We start from the raw sequence: 20,709 nt of genomic DNA on the forward strand, positions 1-20,709 counted from the left end.
ATAATGAAGGCAGTTGTATTAGAAAGGGTCTGTACCCCACAAGAACTACAGATCACTGAAGTACCTATTCCTATAGTCAAACCTGGGTGGGTACTTGTAAAAATCAGGGCGTTTGGAATAAATCGCTCGGAAATGTTTACTAGACAGGGGCATTCACCGTCCGTTCAATTTCCGCGTATTATGGGGATCGAATGCGTAGGGGAGATTGAAGACCCTTCTGATAGCACATTTATAAAGGGAACGGCCGTCGCTTCATTAATGGGAGGGTTAGGCCGTGCATTTGACGGAAGTTATGCTGAATATGCACTTATACCTTCGGACCAGGTGTATCCTATTCCTAGGGATATGAAATGGACTGAACTTGCAGCGATACCAGAAATGTATTATACCGCGTATGCATCCTTATTTGAATGTCTTCAATTGACTTCAGGAGAGATGCTGCTTATTCGTGGTGGGACAAGTTCCGTAGGCTTAGCAGCACTTCAGCTAGCTAAGAGTGTAGGAGCAACAGTTATATCAACGACTCGAGACAAAGAGAAATTTGCACTTCTCCAACAAGCTGGAGCAGACTATGTACTGCTCGATAATGAGCATTTGAGAGAACAGGTGTATGCTATTGCTCCAAATGGGGTAAACAAGGTTCTAGAGTTGGTTGGTACACCAACTGTAAAGGAGTCCTTGCAATTCATCTCAGAACGAGGGATATGTTGCATGTCAGGAATATTAGGAAATGAATGGACTCTTGATGCCTTTGAACCTTTAGTGGATATACCCACAGGTGTGTATTTTACAGCGTTCACCAGTGAAGTTATCAAAGAAAGTACACTGATCTCTTTATTTGAGCATCTCCAAAAATATGGTATAGTCCCACCTATTGCCCGAGTCTTTACACTCGAGGAGATTGGAGAGGCACATCTTTTAATGGAAAGTAACACTGCAAACGGTAAGATCGTTATATCTTACGAAATAGAAAGGGGTTTAAATATGACGATTACAGAAAACAAACAATTGATGCATCGTTTCACGAACTTCATTAATACGGCAAGCAAGGAACTTGCTGAAGAATTGATTTCTCCAGATGCTGTTTTTTATGTACCTATGCAAAAAGAACCAATGAATGGACCAAATGGTTATCTCTCCATAATTCATATGATGAGATCTGGTTTTTCCGATATACAATGGACTGTTAAGGAGCTGGTAGCAGAAGAGGATCTAATAGCAGCTCATTTTGTCATGAAGGGCACACAAGACGGAGTGTTTCTCGGGTTTCCACCAACAGGAAAGAAAATTGAAGTAAATGCAATGAATTTTTATCGGATCTCTAATGGCCAAATTATTGAAGAGTATGGTCAACCCGATATGCTTGGCTTGCTCCAACAAATAGGGGCAATTCCAAAAGCATAATTATATCACCACTTGTAAATAAATGAATTGATCTCAGAAAATGCTGCTATTAAAAGCGGCATTTTTTTGATTTCTAATTTACTTTACAAAGAAGGTGTAGGAGACAAACAACAATCAGATTGGAATTTTTGACAGGCAGCACAGGGCGTTGACGATTGGTATTATGCTCGTTCTAACCACAGTAGCTTTCGAGGGGCTGGCTATTACGACATGGACTTGATGGCATTCAAACAGCCCATGTTTACGTTTGGCACTGTTATGCTTATGATTGCCGTAATGTTGATGATGTCAGCCATGATTATTAAAAGCAACTCCTTAGAATTTGTTTTTTGTCGGAAGACAAGAACATGGTACTATTGCCGATTTGATAAACATCTAAATATAACGTCAGGTGAAGGCAGCAGTTGGAGAAAATCTGGAGCTTGCAGATTGAAGCTGAAGAGAGAGGAGATTGAAATCTTTGAAACCTGCGCAAGTTGCAGGTTTTTTTCGGTTGAGAGGAGCGAATGGCAATTTAAGAGCCAACAAATTAATTGACCATAGGATGGAAAAGGCTTATTATTGCAATAAAATGGTCTGTAAGGAGTGAAATAGGAGTTGCTGGAACTTGATGGTATGGATACCGACTCTTTAATAGCTATGCTAAAAGCTTCATTCACCTTAGACAATTTTACAGCAATGATAGATATATCTGACAAGCTTATGGGAATGATCGCAGTAATACATGCTACAGCCCCCAAGGGAATTGAGGCCCAGAGGTTAAAGCGTTCTATAGTGTATTACTTTGGGTTTAGTCTTTGTGCAAAGGGCATTGCTCTCCAAAAACTTGGCGATTACAAAAACGCCCGACATTGCATAGAAAAGTATTCAGATTTGAGCTGGGTTCAACTTGAAGATGAGGAATCATTGGTAGAAATAGAATATTATAAGGATACCGCTAAAGCGAACACCTTCGTTCTTGACCTACTTGAGGGAAAGGAGGAAGTTTTGCCTGAATACGTGAAATTTTTAAAGATGGGTGCAAGGGAAGAATTGACCGCTGGGTTGCTAAATATCTTAGACTCCGCATTAAGATACAGCTATCCGGTGGACTGGGCCTTAGAAGAACTGCAAAGTGACGTTGAGAAACCTGATGATACCTCACCTGCTGTAGATGTTAGGTACTACATAGAATATATTCATCTATTATCAGTTTATTTATATAAACGTGGGAAATCAGCTATTGCAATAAACCTAACACTGGAAAATATCGTATTAAGTGGTAAACTATTTGATAGAACAGGCTTTAGAAAAGCTATTGCTTTTTATGAGCTTGTTAGAGCTGAGGCCAATATTTCACAGCTACAAGAGTATCATGCAATTATGCGAAATATTTTAGAAGGGGAGTTCAATGATGAAAATGTTGAAAAAGAAGCTTTTATTATTGACAACCGTATTGCTGATTAGCTCATTAACCATTTTGACTGCCGCAAGTGCCGAAGATGTCACTTCATTTCAGTCCACAACAGTAACAACCAATAGCCACGGCATGGGCCACTGATTTGTCTGAGATGATTTACAGAGCCATTCAGTAAATCAATCCAGAGCTTATTATTGTTGATTTACATCATACAGGCCAATGATCCTCAGGATCATTGGCCTGTTATTCTGTTTTAGTAGACGCCTACCGCATTGTAAGCTTTGGTTACAGCAGTTACTTGAGCCGAGCCTGCTCCAAACAATTCAGTGGCCGATTGAATGATGGCTGTACGTGCAGCAGAGAAGTTGGAGGAGGTTGTAAGATAATATACAAGTGCATTGTAATAGATTTGAACGGCATCCTCACGGCCAATGCCTGTGACTGTTACACCGTTAAACGTACCGCCTTGAGCAGCCAGATAGAAAGCTTTATTATTGATGCCGCTATTCGTATGCACACCGCCTTCGTCAGCCGTACCGGTATAACGGTCGCTGTATTTGTCAGGCTGGCCGTACAATGGCGGATTAGCAAGTGAGCGGAGTGCGTCACCTGCTATACCCGGTGTATACACTTTATCACCGATCAGCCAGTTCGCACCTTCAATTGAATTTCCGATGATGTCGGAGAAGGACTCATTAAGTGCCCCCGGTTCTCCGTAGTATTCAAGATTGGATGTTTTCTCAGTCACACCGTGCGTCAGCTCATGGCCTACCACGTCCAAATCACCGGACAGCAGTGTAAAGGTAGATCCATCCCCATCACCGAAAACAATTTGCGCACCATTCCAAAATGCGTTGTTATAGGAAGTATAGTAATGAACGGTCGAACGGATCTGCAGTCCGTTGTTGTCCAGGCTGTTGCGGCCGAAATGCTGGAGATAATAATCATAGGTTCTCTCAGCATAGGTGTGGGCATCAACCGCGGCTTTGTCTGTCCAGACATTGTTAGTGCTGGTTAAGAGCGTCCCCGGAAGAGAAGTCTTGTTCTTGGCGGTATAGGTCACAATGCCCTTGCCGCGGGTGCTGTCATAGAGCTGGTAGGTTGAACCCGAGAGGCGTGTCTCGAACGTTTTGGTATCTCCAAACACTCCAGTGCCCGTACCCGTCAGGTTCTCTAAGATATTATATTTGAACAGTACGCTGCCATTCTCCGCAGAAATGAAGTACCGTATCCGTAAAGGCTCGGGTTCCAGCACGTTCACTTCCGTTTTATAGGCTAATTTAGGTTCTCCGTCCACGATAAAATAATACAAATCCGCTGTAGGAGTTATTTGCGGCTCACCTAGCGGTCCATGTTCCAGCGTGGCATCCTGGCTGGCTGCCAGAATGGCCTCTGCTCCGGATATGGTTTGGAGTTGAATCAGCGGCTGCGGAATGGTCTGGTAGACATCTTCCACTACACTTCCCAGCAGGGAGGTAACGTTGCCCGCTTTGTCGATATGCAGAGTCTGATCGGCTCCATATACCGGTATCCCCGAGATATACTGGCTTAACCGGTAATGCTGGCTGCCGGTCTTGCTGTTTGTTTTTTGCTCTGTAATTCTGAATTTCTCCCGGACATCCTCCTTAGCCGAAAGATGCAGGTTCCCTTTAACATTCTCAAGATATCCCCATACTTTGTCCTCAGAAGCGGAGCCTGCCGGGGCTTTCCAGGCTTGGTCCGTAATTGAAATAGGGGAAGAGCTTGAGAAGAGCTCTACGGGATTATTAAGCTCAATGCTTTCAGCCGCAGTGCCCACCGAAGCAAAGGACCCAAGTACTACAACACCTGCAAGAAGTGAAGCTACAGTCTTTTTCATAATGAATACTCCTCCGATCCAATTGGTTGGTTTTTAATTATGCCGGGTTCTTATAGACATCCTTTATCAAGCCTGTGTACTTACTCAAGCTGCGATCTGGGGTGCTAGGGCTAAGCGGCGAACAACCTTAATGTACGGAGGGAAATTGTGGAGACGGCAAAACCCCTTTCGCGAAACTTACAACTACATCCTTTTACACCCTCCGAAATGGATATAAATGAAATAAATGTAATTATAGTGTTCTCATTATATTTAGGTTTGTAAGGATCAACTATGATCAGAATCACAATTAATGCGATAAAATTAGTAAACAATCATTATGCAACATTGAAATTGAACATGGCGGCTTCAAAAGAACTGAAGCTTGTCAGTATACAGCATTATTCCTGGGAGCAAGACAGCCCCGATGTGTGTCTGCACTCGTGACTCATCCTTTTGAAACGTTTCCAAAATAAATATTGAAACGTTTCCATTTTGGTGATATTATATTTTCCAGAGAGAGTTCGGAGGTGTTATATGACAAGTATTAAAGATGTTGCAAACTTAGCAGGCGTTGCTGTAGGAACCGTATCCAGAGTCATTAACAACTCTGGCGCTGTTAAACCCAAGACACGCAAAAAAGTGGAGGAAGCGATACAAGAACTGAATTACTTCCCTAATGAAGTAGCAAGGAATTTCAAGATGCAGAAATCCAAGATGGTAGCTCTACTGCTTCCGAGCATCTGGAATCCATTCTTTTCTGAATTGGCTTATTACATTGAGGATGAGCTGGATCGGGAAGGCTTTAAGCTTATGTTATGTAATAGCGGAGGTAAGCCTGAGAAGGAGCTGTACTATCTGGAAATGCTCCGGCAGAACAAAGTGGCGGGGATTGTGGGCATAACTTATAACGATATCGAGAATAATGTGAGCAACAACATTCCGATTGTAAGCATCGACAGGCACTTTAACAAGAAGATTACCTGTGTGACCTCAGATAATTTTGAGGGAGGACGTCTTGCTTTAAGGGAGCTGGTGAGAGCAGGAGCCAGGAAACCGGCTTTTATGGGGAGTGTTACTTCCGTTTTCAGCGAAACCATGAACCGCAGGCAAGGATTTATCCATGAAGCGGAGGCTTTGGGTATCGATTATGTGATCTATGAGAAGCCGGATCCAATAGTAGATGACAATGCCTATATTCACGAGTTCCTCAACGAGCATGGCGATGTAGATGGAATTTTTGCCATTACCGATATGCTGGCTGCCAGCTATATTGACAAAGCACGCAGGAAGGGTATTCGTATACCAGAGGATGTGAAGGTCATCGGTTATGACGGTATTCAGGATAACCCTTATTTTCATCCTATTCTATCTACAATCAGGCAACCGGTAGAAGAGATGGCACGTATGACAATTAGACTGCTCTATAACAAGATTGAAGGCATTCCCTTAGATAAACAAGTGTATCGTATCCCTGTTAAATTCAAACAAGGTGAAACGACATGATCCCTTTAATCGAAAAACTTCAGCTTATTCTGTGGATGCACTCTATGAACTGATGTTTTTCACTCTAAATTGGAAACGTTTCAATATTGATTAAGATAGATCAGTTTTATGAAGTCCTTGATAGAGATCTAACGACTGAGTTTTTCTAAATTTAAATTGGAAACGTTTCAAAAAAAATATTTGCACACGAAAGGGAGAATATGCGTGAATTCAACAACCAACCGTGTGGATCATTCCATGATCCAACCAAAACGCAAACCATGGAGCAGGTTCAAACGCGATTACGAACTGTACCTGTTTTTACTGCCAATCATTATTCTTTACCTCGTATTTAAGTACTATCCGATGTATGGGGTGCAAATTGCATTTAAGGATTTCTCACCCAGCCAGGGGATCTGGGGAAGTGAATGGGTAGGATTTCAGCACTTTGTAGATTTCTTTGATTCCTATAACTTCTGGACCATTATCACAAACACGCTCTCACTCAGTTTTCTTTCACTGTTATTTGGCTTCCCGGCTCCAATCATCATCGCAATTATGCTGAATCAGATGCTGGGCAAGTCCTATAAGAAATTTGTACAGACCGTGATTTACGCGCCTCACTTTATCTCTACTGTAGTACTCGTTGGCATGCTCAATGTTTTTTTGTCTCCAAACAGCGGAATCGTGAATCATATGATTACCTCGTTTGGCGGACAGCCTATTCTCTTCATGGCTGATGAGGGTTGGTTCCGTCCCTTGTATATTTTATCAGGAATCTGGCAGGAAACAGGCTTCGCCACAATTATCTATCTTGCTGCACTTGCGGGAGTCAATCCCGAGCTGCATGAAGCGGCCATTATGGATGGAGCGAGCAAATGGAAGCGTGTCTGGTATGTAGATATTCCCAGCATCCTGCCGACGATCGTTATCCTGCTGATTCTCGCATTGGGCAACATTATGAGTATCGGTTTTGAAAAGGCGTTTTTGATGCAGAGTGATCTAAACTACGCCACCTCCAATATTATCCCTACCTATGTATATGAGATGGGGATTCAGAAGGCCCAATACAGTTTTTCTACGGCAGTCGGCCTGTTCAACTCCCTTATTAATATTATCCTGATCTTCACCGTTAACCGGATCGCTAAAAAGATGACAGAGACCAGTCTGTGGTAAGGAGGAAATGATGATGAATCAATTAGTGAAGCGAAATAGCAGAGGGGATGTATGGTTTGACATCATCAACTACATTCTGTTGACCATTATTATGCTGCTAGTACTGTATCCATTGTATTTTGTACTGGTTGCCTCATTCAGTGACCCCAATTACATTTACTCCGGTGAGGTCTGGCTATTCCCGAAAGGCTTCACACTGGACGGTTATGAACGGATATTCAGTGACTCCTCCATTTGGATCGGATATGGCAACTCCATTCTTTATGCAACGCTGGGAACATTAATTGGAGTAGCCGTGACGGTATTTGCAGCCTATCCGTTAGCCCGGAAGGATCTGGCCGGGAAGTCTGTGATTATGTGGTTTTTGCTGGTGACCATGTTTTTCAGCGGCGGGCTGATTCCCACTTATCTGCTGATTAAGGATCTGCACCTGCTGAATACGTTGTGGGCGCTGGTCATTCCCGGGGCAGGCGGTGTTTTTAACGTCATTATTGTAAGAACCTTTTTCCAGTCATCCATACCAGACGAAATGTGGGAAGCGGCTTCCATTGACGGCTGTTCCAACACCAGATTCTTCTGGAGTATCGTTCTGCCGTTGTCCAAGTCCATCCTGGCAGTAATGGTGCTCTACCATGTGGTCGGTTTCTGGAACGGTTTCTTCGATGCCTTGATCTATCTGAACGATGAGAGCAAGTATCCGCTGCAATTAGTGCTGCGCAACATCCTTGTCCAGAATCAGGTCAACTCCGGCATGATGATCGATGTGGAATCCTATGCCGCCAAGATGCGTGTGACAGAGCTGATCAAATACGGGGTCATCATGGTATCCAGTCTTCCGTTGCTGATTTTGTATCCTTTCCTCCAGAAGTACTTTGTTAAAGGCGTAATGATCGGCTCCATCAAAGGATAGTACTCTGACGCGGTACTTGAAAGGGGGGATGCACCGCATATTCAGAGCAATAGGTGAAACCAAAACAGGAGTAATTAGCAGGCGGAATGAATAAAAGGGAGGTTATCGAAAATGAGTTCTTTATTTAAAAATGCGGGGATTCTGGTATTGGCCGGAGCGTTTGCGCTGAGCGGATGTTCGGGTAACGGTAACGGGACAAACAATCAGGCGGAGAATTCCAATCAGAAAGACAATTTCAATGCAACTGGTCTTCCTGTTGTAAACAAACCCGTGTCGTTAAGAATGGTAGCCCCGAAGGCGGCCCTGGCACCAGAGTTCTCAGAGATGGAAATCTTCAAGCGGCTGGAGCAGGAAACCAATGTGAAGATTGATTGGGAGAACATCCCGGATACCGATTATACAGAAAAGAAAAACCTGCTGCTTGCAAGTGGCGATTTGCCGGATGCCTTCTATGCCGCCGGATTCACTGATTACGAGCTGATCAATTACGGTAAAGATGGAACACTTATTCCGCTGGAGGATTTAATTGATCAGTATGCGCCTAACCTGAAAGCGCTTCTGGATCGCCGTCCTGATATCAAATCATCGATCACAGCGCCGGATGGGCATATCTACGGGCTGCCGTCCTGGGAAGAAAACAACCTTGGAACCAACCCTTTCTTCCACGTCATTAATAAAAGCTGGCTGGATAAGCTGGGCCTAAAAGTACCGGAAACGCTGGATGAATACACGGAAGCGCTGCTTGCCTTCAAAACAAAAGATCCGAACGGCAACGGCAAGCAGGATGAAATCCCGTTAAGCTTCATGCATATGCAGTGGTGCATGGATATTGCCGGACTATTCGGGGCCTTTGGTCTCCCGGATAATCTGGAGCACCGTGTCGTCCGTGATGGAAAAGTCATTTTCACCGCAACTCAGCCTGAATATAAGGAAGCCCTGAATTATTTCCATGAAAAATGGTATAAGCAGGGCCTGATTGATCCGGAATCCTTCACCCAGGATGCTGCACAGTATCTGGCCAAAGGCAAAACGACAGATGAGACACTGGGATCTTATATCTGGTGGGAAGTCGAAGAAGTTGTCGGAACCGAACGTGCCAAGGATTATGTACTCTTATCTCCGCTCAAAGGCGCGAATGGAGAGCAAACGATTGGACGCGCGAATGGCGGAGGTCCAGGCCGAGGGTCGTTTGCCATTACCAAAGCGGACAGCAATCCGGAAATCACCATGCGCTGGATTGACCAGCAGTATGAGCCTTACATGGCTGCTCAAATCCACTGGGGACCGCTGGATGTCGTGTACAAGAAGGATGAAAACGGAAAACTGGTGAATTTACCGCTTCCTGAAGGAGCCTCAGCAGGTGAATTCCGCCAGAAGGTTGCTCCGGGATCGGGCGCACCTGGTGTCATTACTATCGATGACTTCGGTAAAGTGGTGGACATGGAACCCCGGGCTCAGCAGCGCGCTAAAGATCTCGAGCAATATTACAATCCATATATGGAAAAGGAAAACTATCCGAGTATCTTCTTCGAGCCGGAGGAACTGGACACCATCAACAAGATCGAGCCAGAGCTGATTAAATATGTAAATACCCAAAGAGGAAGATTCATTGTAGAGGGCGGCGCAGATAAGGCTTGGGACAACTACATTAAAACACTGGACAAGATGGGCCTGAATGAACTGATGGAGATCTATCAAAAAGGGTTGGATCGATATAATGCAAATCTGAAAAAATAAATAGAAGTTAGGTGGGGGAGAAACTGTGCTTGATGTCATCGCAATAGGAGAAGTGTTGATAGACTTTACACCGGCAGGCCAGACAGCAGGAGGTAACGGGCTGTTTGAATGCAATCCAGGGGGGGCTCCGGCAAACGTAGCCGCAGCACTCTCACGTCTGGGTGCCAGATCAGCACTGATCAGCAAAGTTGGGGAAGACCCCTTCGGTTCATTGCTGCAAAATGCACTGCATAATAACGGGGTAGATGTAACAGGAGTGTCGGTTACCAATGAAGCGAGTACAACATTGGCCTTTGTTCACCTGGATGACCAGGGGGACCGCTCTTTCAGCTTCATCCGGAAGCCGGGGGCAGATACCTTCTTACACGCGCAGGATGTTCCGCTGGGGCAGATTGAAGCTTGTCAGGTGCTGCATTTCGGCTCGCTGTCCATGACCCATGAGCCTGCCCGCACGGCAACCCGGACGGCAGTCCGCAGAGCGAAGGAAGCAGGGGTTCTACTGTCGTTTGATCCTAACATCCGATTTGCGTTATGGGAGAGTAAGGAGGAGGCCAGACAGAATATTCTCTGGGGGATGAATTATGCCGATGTGTTGAAAATCTCGGAAGAAGAGCTAGCTTTTGTTACTGGCAGCAGCAATCTTGAAAAAGGCGTACAAGAACTCCAGCAGCAATATGACATCGGACTCCTCGTCGTCACTTTAGCGGAAAAAGGCTGCTATTACCGGTTGGCTGGTCAGGATGGATATGTGCCGGGCTTTAAGGTCAAAGCAATCGACACGACAGGAGCAGGCGATGCTTTTCTAGGCTGTTTGTTATACAAGCTTTTAGAAAGCGGAAGTTCCCTGCAGGAGCTGACCAACCAGCAAATTACCAGTATGCTGATTTTTGCCAATGCCGGCGGAGCGTTAGTAACCACACGAAAGGGGGCTCTTGGTTCTATGCCGACGACAGAAGAGATTAACCAGATGATAGAGTCTGGGAACCACAATAATGATGAGCAATTCAGACCAGGGTTTCACTTTTCACCACCCTCCAGTTGGGCCAATGACCCGAACGGATTAGTCTATTATGAGGGAAGCTATCATCTATTCTATCAGCATCATCCTTACGGTAATAAATGGGGACCAATGCACTGGGGCCATGCTGTCAGTGAAGACCTGATTCAATGGGAGCACGCGCCTATTGCTCTATTTCCGGATGAGCACGGAGCAATCTTTTCGGGATGCTGTGTAGTGGATTGGAATAACAGCAGCGGCTTATTTGAAGATTCGGATGGACTTGTCGCGATCTTTACGCATGCCGATCACCATCCGGATACAGGGCAGCCGCGCCAGCGGCAGAGCCTGGCGTACAGCAGCGATAAGGGCATGAACTGGCATAAATATAACGGAAATCCGGTACTGGCCGAGGAAGAACTGATAGACTTCCGGGACCCCAAGGTGTTCTGGCATGCGGAAAGTGAACGGTGGATTATGGTGATTGTCGCTGGAGATCATGCCCGGTTCTACGCATCCGAGAATCTGCGTGAATGGTCGCTGACCGGTGAATTCGGTAGAGAAGAAGGATCACATGACGGCGTCTGGGAATGCCCTGATCTGTTTCAACTGCCGGTGGATGACACCGGGCGTTCGAAATGGGTGCTGATCATCAGCATCGGAGATCATCCCAATTGTCCGGAGGGATCGCGCACACAATATTTTATTGGAGAGTTCGATGGAAAGACGTTCATCAATGACAATCCTGCGGATCATATACTGTGGCTTGACTATGGAAGAGATAATTATGCGGGAGTTACCTGGTCCGATATTCCGGAGCAGGACGGACGCCGCGTAATCATCGGATGGATGAGCAACTGGAAATATGCCAACGAGACGCCTACCGGCTCCTGGAGAGGTGCGATGACTTTGCCCCGTGCCATGTCCCTGACCAGTAAGGACGGAAGTGTCGTGCTGAGCCAAATGCCTGTCCGGGAAATAGAGCAGCTGCGGAATGAATCTATGAGCTGGAACGATATCACAATTACGCCGGCGACTCCTTTTAGACAGCAGATGAATAGTGATCTGTTAGAAATTGAAGGAGAGATTGATATCCTATCCGGGGACGCGGTATATATCCATCTGCAATCTGTCGGACAGCAGAGCGAAATTATTATCGGATATGACCCTGCTCAGGAATGGCTGTTCACGGACCGTTCAAAAAGTGGTCTGACGGATTTCCACCCGGCGTTCGCAAGCCGTCACGGTGCCAGGCTGGCCGCTGCGAACGGCAAGCTTAAGCTGCACATCTGGCTGGATCGCAATGCAGTTGAAGTTTATGCGGCTAATGGTCTGGTTGTGCTAACCGATCAGATTTTCCCGGATGCTCCGATTGAGAATATCCAGGTAAGCACACAATCAGGACAGGCTGTTCTGAACTCGCTTCAAATCCATACGCTGAAGTCCATTCAGATTCCAAGTGTTAGTACAAGGCAGTCTCAAGGGAGGAATGACGAATGAGCGGCCATGAAGGTGACCGGGGACTAATGATGCATTGGGCTTTCGATGAAGGAAGCGGAGCAAGCGCTATGGAGAGCGTCACTAAGACGGTAGATGAGATTCATTATGTATTCAATAATGCGGAGTTTACCGACCCTTGTACTCCGCCGTGGAGACAGGGAGTAGCAGGAAGTGCTCTCCTCTTCGATGGTTACTCAACGTATATTGCTCATTCTGTCCACGGAGAAGAGCGTAACGGAGAGCCGGAATTTCTATCGGCTCTCAGCATTGGAGTATGGATTGCCCCGCGCACCTATGAGTGGGGACATGAAGGCAAACTGGCTGCCATAGTGAACCGCTACAATAACAAGACTAGGCAGGGATATCTGCTCGGCATGTTCCGTCATGGCTCCTGGTCCTTCCAAATCGGGCTTGAGGGAGGAGCATGGAAGGAAATCTGGGCGCCGGACGGTTATGAACTTCCCAAGAATGAGTGGTCTTATGTGAACGCCGTATTCGATGGAGAAGCGGGTGAAATCAAGCTGCTGCTGAACGGCACCGAAATCACATCGGCTGCTGTGCCCCGTGGTTCCCGCATAGCGGAGGCGATGGACACGGATTTGTTCATCGGCAGGAATAATCACGGCAGCAGGCTTGCCGAAGTGTTCAGCCTTCATATGTTCAGCGGGATCATGGATGAGATGAAGATTTATAACCGTGCCCTGAGTAACGAGGAAGCAGCAGCTTTTTATCAGGAAGTGTTGGATTCCACACATGGAGGCGTCCGGCCGAAGTTGAATTATGACGACATTAAGCTGGATCGTATACCTCTGCTTAAGGACCGGCACAGGCCGCAGTATCATGTCAGCCCGCCGGCACATTGGATGAACGAGCCTCATGCGCCAATATATTTTGACGGGCAATATCATTTGTTCTATCAGCACAATCCGCAAGGACCGTACTTTCATCATATCCACTGGGGACATTGGGTGAGTGAAAATCTGGTGCATTGGCGTGATCTCCCTGTAGCGCTGGCGCCTGAGAGGGATCAGCTCGCCCCGGATGGGATCTGGTCGGGAAGTGCGGCTTATGATGCAGAGGGGCTGCCGGTTCTGTTCTTTACAGCAGGCAATGATAGTGCTTCACCGAATCAGAGCGTCGCACTTGCCCGTAGCACTTATCCGCAGGACGGAGACCCGGATCTCATTACGTGGATTAAACACCCGGAGCCGCTCATCGTGCAGCAGAAGGGGATGGGCGCATTCGGAGATTTCCGGGACCCGTTCGTGTGGAAGGATGAGGACGGCTGGTATGCCCTGGTAGGATCGGGAATTGAGGGCGAAGGCGGGGCAGCATTAGCATTTGTCTCGCAGGATATGCTGAATTGGACGTATAAAGGTCCTTTCTATCAGGCGGATATTCAGAAGTTCCCTTATCTTGGCCCCATCTGGGAATTGCCTGTACTTCTTCCCTTAGGCACTGACAACAAAGGGGACAGCAAGCATCTTCTGCTGGTTAGTCCTGTAGGAAAGGTTGCCGATGTTGAGGTATTCTATTGGATCGGGCAGCTCGAGAAGGATGAGCTGTCATTTATTCCGGATCAAGAAGAACCGCAACTGATAGATGTCGGTGATTTCCATTTTACCGGTCCGAGCGGCATGGTTGATCCGAAAACGGGCAGAAATATTGTGTTCACAATTGCCCAAGGGGACCGTACGTCAGAGATGGAATACAAATCGGGCTGGGCTCATAACGGAGGTTTGCCGTTAAGCGTGTATTTAAGAGATGACGGGCGATTGGGAATAGAACCGATTCAGGAACTGGAGTCGCTGCGGGGCACCAAGCGGCTATCCCTCCAAGACAAGTCGTTGGCTGAAGCTAATCTGCTACTGGGGGATGTACAAGGCGACATGCTTGAGATTCAACTGGAACTGGAGCCGGGCAATGCCGGACAACTCGGAATCAAAGTCCGGTGTACACCGGATGGGGAAGAAGAGACACTGCTGGTTTATGACTGTAATGAAGCTAAGTTCCTTGTGGACCGCACGAAAACGACACTGCACCCGGGTGAAAAGTGTAGCGGGATTCAAGGAGGCAAGCTGGAATTGTTAGGAGAGAATCTGAAGCTGCACATCTATTTGGACCGCTCTATGGTCGAAGCATATGCCAACGGATTGAAAAGTCTGACCACCCGGGTGTATCCGAGCCGCAAGGATGCTCTGGGACTTGAGATCTGGGGCGATGGGGAACCGCTGGTTAAGTCCATGGAAATATGGGATATGCAGTCTATATGGTAATGGGAGCGCCTAGGCGCTCCTTACTATACCATGGATAATGCAACAAACACTTAAGCCACTTTGCTCCCTCGATATGAAACCGCTTCATTCACGTCTCTCTTACTTCATGACTATGCATCCTTGTATCCGGAGAGTCATTTCAAAAATACGTATGAATGATTTCATGAATAAGAAATGATGAAGGAGGCTCGTTGATGAAAGAAGCCAAAAGAAACAAAGCATGGATCTCCAGAATGGTTGCAGGGGTGATGGTTCTTCAGCTTGTAGCTCCCGGAATCTCGGCTGCAGCCGGAGCTGGAGTAGGCACTCGGGAGACATTCACCCCTAAGGCTGACGCAGGATTGTCGGTTACGGATGCGGTCTATTCAATTACCCAGGCTGACGAGGGGTTGTCAGTTACGGATACAGTCTATCAAATCCAGAATCCGGGATTTGAAACCGGGGATATATCAGGCTGGACCGTTGTCAGAGGCCAAGCGTTCGGCCAGGACAGTGTATCGAGTGAATCCACCTGGTGGGCGGAACAAATCCCGTACAATCAGGAAGGGGCTTATCATCTAAACGGCTGGAAACATGACGAAGCTGCGACCGGTGTGCTTCGTTCCAGCATTTTCGAGCTCGGCGGCAGCGGATGGATCAGCTTCAAGCTTGGCGGTGCCAAAAATCCAAACAAGGCTTATATCAATGTCGTGGAGGCTGAATCGGGACAAGTGATTGCGAGGTATGGCAATAGCGCTTTTGCCGATGTCGGCTTCCCGAACCCCGCACAAGGCTTGCGGCTTGCCAATATGGAGCAATATAAGGCGGATCTTTCCGAATATCTGGGCCAAAAGCTGTATGTAGAGATCATCGACAATGCTACCTCGGATTGGGGAGTGGTATTTGCGGACGCCTTCTTCATGTACCATGAATCCGAGCCTGCGGAAGGAATTACCGCCACAGATATCAAGCCGGATTTCAAACGCTACCAAATTGAGAATCCTGGCTTTGAAACCGGGAACTTAACAGGCTGGACGGTTGTAGAAGGCGAAGCGTTTGGACCTAACAGCGTGTCAGACGAAACCACCTATTGGGTTGAACAAATCCCGTATAACCAGGAAGGCACTTATCATTTAAATGGATTGAAGTATAACGAGAGCGCAACAGGTAAGCTTCGGTCCAGCACCTTCGAGCTGGGCGGAACAGGCTGGATTACCTTCAGACTGGGCGGAGGCAAGCATACGGATCAAGTGTATGTGAACGTTATCAATGCGGACACAGGTGAACTAATTTCCAGGTATGGCAACACCGAATTTAACGAGTCCGGGTTCCCGGATCCGGCACAGGGCCTGAGACTTGCAAATATGGAGCAGTATAAAGCCGATCTCTCCAAGTATATCGGAAAGAAGCTGTATGTGGAGATCGTGGATAATGGTCACGCGGATTGGGGAGTAATCTTTGCGGACGCCTTCCACACCTTCAATGAGCTTGTACCGGAAGAAGGAGTTATGGCGGATAACATTATGCCGACCGAAATCCAGAATCACAGCTTTGAAACCGGAAATTTAGAGAGCTGGACTGCTCAGGGCAACGCTTTTCAAGTGGACAATGATGCCCAAGCTGGTAAAGAAGGTAACTATTATGCCAAGTCCACTTTGGAAGGACAGGGTTCGATTACCTCCAATATCTTTACACTTCGAGGGACCGGGACAATAAACTTCACTGTTGTAGATATCGTTAATCCTCAGGAGGCCTATGTCGCATTATATGATGCCAGCACTAATGCGTTGCTTGAGAAAACTGCTGTAGTCAGTGCGAATGAGAAAATTTCCTGGAAAATGCAGAAGCACTACAACAAGAGTCTGTATATCAAAGTTATAGATCAATCTGATCAAGCCCGCATCTCCGTTGACGCTTTTCAAGCGAATAGTACGGGAACCATTTTCTACATGAACCTAGATGAAGGCGCAGGAAAAAAGGCGCTTGAGCAAGTGAGCAATCTTGAGCATGATGTAAACTACGTATTTAATAACGCCAGATATATGGACTCCAAAGATCCAAGATGGACTCCGCGCGGAGTCAAAGGCGGCGCCTTGCTATTCGATGGATACTCTAATGATATCGAGGTTAATGCAAAGGATGCCATTCCAGTAAGTGACGCGTTAACGCTTGAGGCTTGGGTCGCTCCACGCAGCTATGAATGGGGAGACGGAAACAATCTGTCTGCTATCGTGAACCAGTCTGATCAGGATAAGACCGAAGGTTTCGCTTTGGGGATGTACCGGCACGGCACATGGTCAATGCAGGTCGGCATTGGCGGACAGTGGATTCAGGTATGGGTCAAAGACCATCCACTCGAAAAGTATAAATGGAATTACGTAGCAGCTACGTTCGACAAAACGGACGGAATCATTAAATTATATCTAAATGGTCAAGAAGTGGCTTCTGGGGCAACCCCTGTCAACGTTCCGATAACCCCTTCTACGGAAAAGCTGATTATCGGAAAAAACAATAAATCTGCAGAGTTTGCGGGATTGTTCTCCTATAATATGTTCAGCGGACTTATAGATGAAGTGAAGCTGCAGAACAAAGCGTTCACGGGTCAAGAGATCCTTGCTGAGTATAAGAATGTGAAGGCGCTTCACGGCGGCGTGGTTCCTGAGATTCCAAACGGTGACATTGACGAGGATCCCAGTGTGTTTGACGGTGATCAGCACCGTCCGCAGTACCATGCGATGCCTCCGCAAAACTGGATGAATGAAGCACATGCACCGATTTATTATAACGGCAAGTATCATTTATTTTATCAGCACAACCCGCAGGGGCCATTCTGGCATCAAATCCACTGGGGACATTGGGTGAGTGACGATATGGTGCATTGGGAAAATGTGAGGCCTGCACTTGCGCCGGAAGCGGGTACGCTTGACCCGGATGGTGCTTGGTCAGGCAGCGCAGCTTATGACCGTGACGGTAATCCTGTTCTCTTTTATACTGCCGGCAATGACTCATTGTCACCCAATCAAAGAACAGGCCTGGCGACTCCGGCAGATCTGTCGGACCCTAATCTGGAGCAATGGGTGAAATATCCTGAGCCGGTGACGGAGCAGAACGGCAATGGCATCCATAATGAGTTCCGCGATCCTTTTGTATGGTATGACCAGGAGACCGACAAATGGTATCAGCTGGTGACATCCGGTCTTCAAGACTTCAGCAGCGGTACAGCTCTGGTGTATGTATCTGACGATATGTACAACTGGGAGTATAAGGGGCCTTTATATGTTAGTGACAGAAATCTTTATCCGGAGCTCGGTACGGTATGGGAACTGCCGGTATTATTGCCGCTGGGTGAGGCTAGTGCAGGACAACAAAAATACATCTTTATGGTTAATCCCCATGAGAAGCCGGAGCAGGTTACTCCAGCTGACGATGTGCAAAGAGATGTTGAAGTGTTTTACTGGATTGGAACCTGGGACAGAGATAACTTCAAGTTTATACCTGATCAGGACGCTCCCTCCAAAATGGATGTGGGGGATGGTTATTTGACCGCAGAGAGCGGGATGGTTACACCTGACGGAAGAACGGTCGTATACTCTATGGTGCAAAATGTAAGAACGCCGCAGGCTGAATATCAGGCTGGATGGGCTCATAATCTGGCACTGCCGGTTTCCCTGAGCCTGGATGAGCATGATGAATTGCGCATTGAGCCCATTGAGGAATTGCAGAGTCTCCGGGGAGATAAGGTGGTTGATTTCACGGACGAGAATTTGGCTGCCGCCAATCAATTGATCCGGAGTGTCAAAGGCGACATGCTGGAGATTGTGATGGAAATTGATCCGGGCGAAGCCCAGAAATTCGGTCTTAAGGTACGGCGCTCCGATAACGGCCAGGAAGAAACGCTGATTTACTATGATAAGGCGAACGGGACCTTCAATGTGGACCGGACCAAGAGCAGTATTGATCCGGATGTGCGCGTGGACGGCATTCAAGGCGGATACGTGGATCTGGACGGAGAGAACCTGAAGCTGCATATTTTCCTGGACCGCTCTGTTGTCGAAGCCTTTGCAAATTACAAGAAAAAACTGACAACCCGCGTCTACGTGGGAAAATACGATTCCTTGGGCTTGCAAGTTTGGGCCGACAACGATATTACAGTCAAGTCGATGGAAGTATGGAATATGAATGCTTTGACGGGTGAACCGGCTGCTCCCGTTGATGTGCCTGACAACTGGGACAACTCTGTATACACCGATATTACGGATCTGCCTAACCACGATTTTGCTACAGGAGACTTAACAGGCTGGATTACGGAAGGAGATGCCTTCCAGGATGTCCATGTGACCGATGCCAAGTTCTTCTGGGACACGATCTACTTCAATCCGTCGCATAAAATTCCGGGAGGATATCATTTGTGGGGCTTCAACGAGGCGGCCGGCGGTGACAGCTTGACGGGAACGCTGAAATCGCAGAATTTCATCCTTGGCGGGAACGGCAAGCTCAACTTCCTGGTCAGCGGCGGGCGTGATATCGATAAGCTGTATGTTGCGCTGGTCCGGGCATCGGACGGCAAAGAGCTATTCAAAGAGACTGCGACCAACTATGAGGAGTATCAGCGGAAGATCTGGGATGCTTCGCAGTATATCGGCGAGGAGCTCTATATTAAGGTGGTTGACCAATCCACAGGCGGGTTCGGACATATTAATGTCGATGATTTCAATGTACCGGTTAAGGTGCAGCATCCGGTGAATCCGAATAACCCGACTGATCCAACTGATCCGCCAGATCCAGCCCATCCAAGTGAACCAGCCGGTCCGGCCAACCCGACTGACACAGCCGTTCCAAGCAATCTTCCGGGGAAGCCGGTGGTTCCGGTAGGCAAACCGGAGAGTCAGGGCAATTTGGCATTCGAACTGGCAAAGGGCGAGCGGCAGGTGCTATTTCCTGTGACTATGGCGGCTAATGACGGCAAGAATGCTCTGAAAGTTAAGAACACAGATGTGGAAATCGAAGTTCCTGCAGAGGTATTAAAGGGGTTACAGGCGCTGGTTACTGACAGCGAGCTTGGGCAGTCGAAAATCTCTATTGAAATGGATGCATTATCTTCAGAGCAAAGTAAAGAGCTGCTTGCACAAGCCGGAAAAAAGAATCATGCGGACATCTCCGCAATAGGAGAGGTCTATGACTTCAAATTGGCTATTCTAAAAGCCGATGGAACGATGCTTACACTTGAGAAATTCTCCAAACCGGTCACCATCAGGCTGAGTGCAAAAGAGAATTCCCGCCAGGATCTGACGGGTATCTATAACATCGCTGCGGACGGCAGAGTGGAGTATAGGGGCGGAAGCTATTCAGACGGTAAATGGAATGCACAAGTGAACCATTTCAGTAAATTTGCCGTCCTTACCTATGACAAAACCTTTGAAGATGTGAATGCCTCGTATTGGGCCCATGATGTTATCAAAAGGATGGCAGCGAAGCAAATTGTCCTGGGCGTGAGTGAGACGGATTTCGCACCGAAGCAAAAAGTAAGCAGAGCGGAGTTCGCTTCCCTGATCACCCGGGCACTTGGAATAATAGGGACGAACTCCACTGCATTCAAGGATGTGGAATCTACGAAATGGTATGCTTCCTCCGTTGCCGCAGCATACGAAGCGGGGATTGTAACGGGGAAAAGCACAGATACCTTTGCACCTGAGGAAACCATAAGCCGTGAAGAAATGGCATCCATGATCCACAAGGCGTATTTGTTTCATACAGGGCAGAATCCTGTCTTCGGTCAAAGGAGTAATTTCAAAGATGCCGGTACGATTAGTGCATGGGCTGTAGATGCAGTGGCTGCCTTACAGGAGCTCGGATTAGTTACCGGGCGCGGCAACCAGTTATTCATGCCACATGAAACCGTAAATCGTGCGGAAAGCGCGCAAATCATCTCGCTGTTGCTGGATACAGTCAATCAATAATGGCGAAGGAAAAGCCGGGGAGGCAAGGTGATGTCCGCCTTCGCCATGACTC

Annotated in this window: 10 protein-coding genes; 9 read left to right on the top strand and 1 reads right to left on the bottom strand. The window is 47.2% G+C overall.

What is annotated here, in order from left to right; all coding sequences use genetic code 11:
• Positions 1 to 3 precede the first annotated feature (3 nt).
• Both NYE26_RS15205 and NYE26_RS15210 read left to right on the top strand, forming a co-directional pair.
• Positions 4 to 1,404: an ester cyclase gene (locus NYE26_RS15205; protein WP_339257026.1), complete on the top strand. Its 1,401-nt coding sequence runs from the start codon at positions 4 to 6 to the stop codon at positions 1,402 to 1,404.
• A gap of 597 nt (positions 1,405 to 2,001) precedes the next feature.
• On the top strand, positions 2,002 to 2,850 hold the full coding sequence (locus NYE26_RS15210; RefSeq protein ID WP_339257028.1) for a hypothetical protein: 849 nt from the start codon (positions 2,002 to 2,004) through the stop codon (positions 2,848 to 2,850).
• Positions 2,851 to 3,056: 206 nt separating this feature from the next.
• Here NYE26_RS15210 and NYE26_RS15215 read toward each other — a convergent pair whose 3' ends face one another.
• Positions 3,057 to 4,661 (bottom strand): M4 family metallopeptidase, encoded by a 1,605-nt coding sequence (locus tag NYE26_RS15215; protein ID WP_339257030.1) that lies wholly within the window; start codon positions 4,659 to 4,661, stop codon positions 3,057 to 3,059.
• Between the two features lie 516 nt (positions 4,662 to 5,177).
• On the opposite strand from NYE26_RS15215, the gene NYE26_RS15220 reads away from it, so the two are divergent.
• The 7 genes from NYE26_RS15220 to NYE26_RS15250 all read left to right on the top strand — a co-directional run bounded on the left by NYE26_RS15220 (position 5,178) and on the right by NYE26_RS15250 (position 20,657).
• Positions 5,178 to 6,146, top strand: a complete 969-nt coding sequence (locus tag NYE26_RS15220) for a LacI family DNA-binding transcriptional regulator (RefSeq protein ID WP_209874150.1) — start codon at positions 5,178 to 5,180, stop codon at positions 6,144 to 6,146.
• A gap of 237 nt (positions 6,147 to 6,383) precedes the next feature.
• Positions 6,384 to 7,301 carry an ABC transporter permease subunit gene (locus NYE26_RS15225; RefSeq protein WP_209874230.1) on the top strand — a complete coding sequence of 306 codons (918 nt, stop codon included), beginning with the start codon at positions 6,384 to 6,386 and terminating at the stop codon, positions 7,299 to 7,301.
• A gap of 13 nt (positions 7,302 to 7,314) precedes the next feature.
• On the top strand, positions 7,315 to 8,211 hold the full coding sequence (locus tag NYE26_RS15230) for a carbohydrate ABC transporter permease (protein ID WP_339257495.1): 897 nt from the start codon (positions 7,315 to 7,317) through the stop codon (positions 8,209 to 8,211).
• A 111-nt stretch (positions 8,212 to 8,322) separates the two neighbouring features.
• A complete protein-coding gene (locus NYE26_RS15235) occupies positions 8,323 to 9,948 on the top strand; it encodes an ABC transporter substrate-binding protein (protein ID WP_339257033.1) in 1,626 nt (541 codons plus the stop codon).
• 25 nt (positions 9,949 to 9,973) lie between these two features.
• Entirely contained in the window at positions 9,974 to 12,445 is a 2,472-nt protein-coding gene (locus NYE26_RS15240) for a PfkB family carbohydrate kinase (protein WP_339257035.1), read from the top strand.
• The gene (locus NYE26_RS15245) at positions 12,442 to 14,721 is read left to right on the top strand and encodes a GH32 C-terminal domain-containing protein (protein ID WP_339257037.1); all 2,280 of its coding nucleotides are present in this window, start codon (positions 12,442 to 12,444) and stop codon (positions 14,719 to 14,721) included. Before NYE26_RS15240 ends, NYE26_RS15245 begins: the two co-directional genes overlap by 4 nt.
• Before the next feature lie 194 nt (positions 14,722 to 14,915).
• Positions 14,916 to 20,657, top strand: a complete 5,742-nt coding sequence (locus tag NYE26_RS15250; protein ID WP_339257039.1) for a GH32 C-terminal domain-containing protein — start codon at positions 14,916 to 14,918, stop codon at positions 20,655 to 20,657.
• Positions 20,658 to 20,709: the final 52 nt, after the last annotated feature.

This window comes from Paenibacillus sp. FSL P2-0136 (assembly GCF_037975325.1).
GTDB lineage: Bacteria > Bacillota > Bacilli > Paenibacillales > Paenibacillaceae > Paenibacillus_AQ > Paenibacillus_AQ silagei.

What these genes read in the sequence shown, in the direction of transcription:
- NYE26_RS15205 (WP_339257026.1), top strand. Translation starts at nt 4, where the DNA reads ATGAAGGCAGTTGTATTAGAAAGGGTCTGTACCCCACAAGAACTACAG.
- NYE26_RS15215 (WP_339257030.1), bottom strand. Translation starts at nt 4,661, where the DNA reads ATGAAAAAGACTGTAGCTTCACTTCTTGCAGGTGTTGTAGTACTTGGG.
- NYE26_RS15220 (WP_209874150.1), top strand. Translation starts at nt 5,178, where the DNA reads ATGACAAGTATTAAAGATGTTGCAAACTTAGCAGGCGTTGCTGTAGGA.
- NYE26_RS15225 (WP_209874230.1), top strand. Translation starts at nt 6,384, where the DNA reads ATGATCCAACCAAAACGCAAACCATGGAGCAGGTTCAAACGCGATTAC.
- NYE26_RS15230 (WP_339257495.1), top strand. Translation starts at nt 7,315, where the DNA reads ATGAATCAATTAGTGAAGCGAAATAGCAGAGGGGATGTATGGTTTGAC.
- NYE26_RS15235 (WP_339257033.1), top strand. Translation starts at nt 8,323, where the DNA reads ATGAGTTCTTTATTTAAAAATGCGGGGATTCTGGTATTGGCCGGAGCG.
- NYE26_RS15245 (WP_339257037.1), top strand. Translation starts at nt 12,442, where the DNA reads ATGAGCGGCCATGAAGGTGACCGGGGACTAATGATGCATTGGGCTTTC.
- NYE26_RS15250 (WP_339257039.1), top strand. Translation starts at nt 14,916, where the DNA reads ATGAAAGAAGCCAAAAGAAACAAAGCATGGATCTCCAGAATGGTTGCA.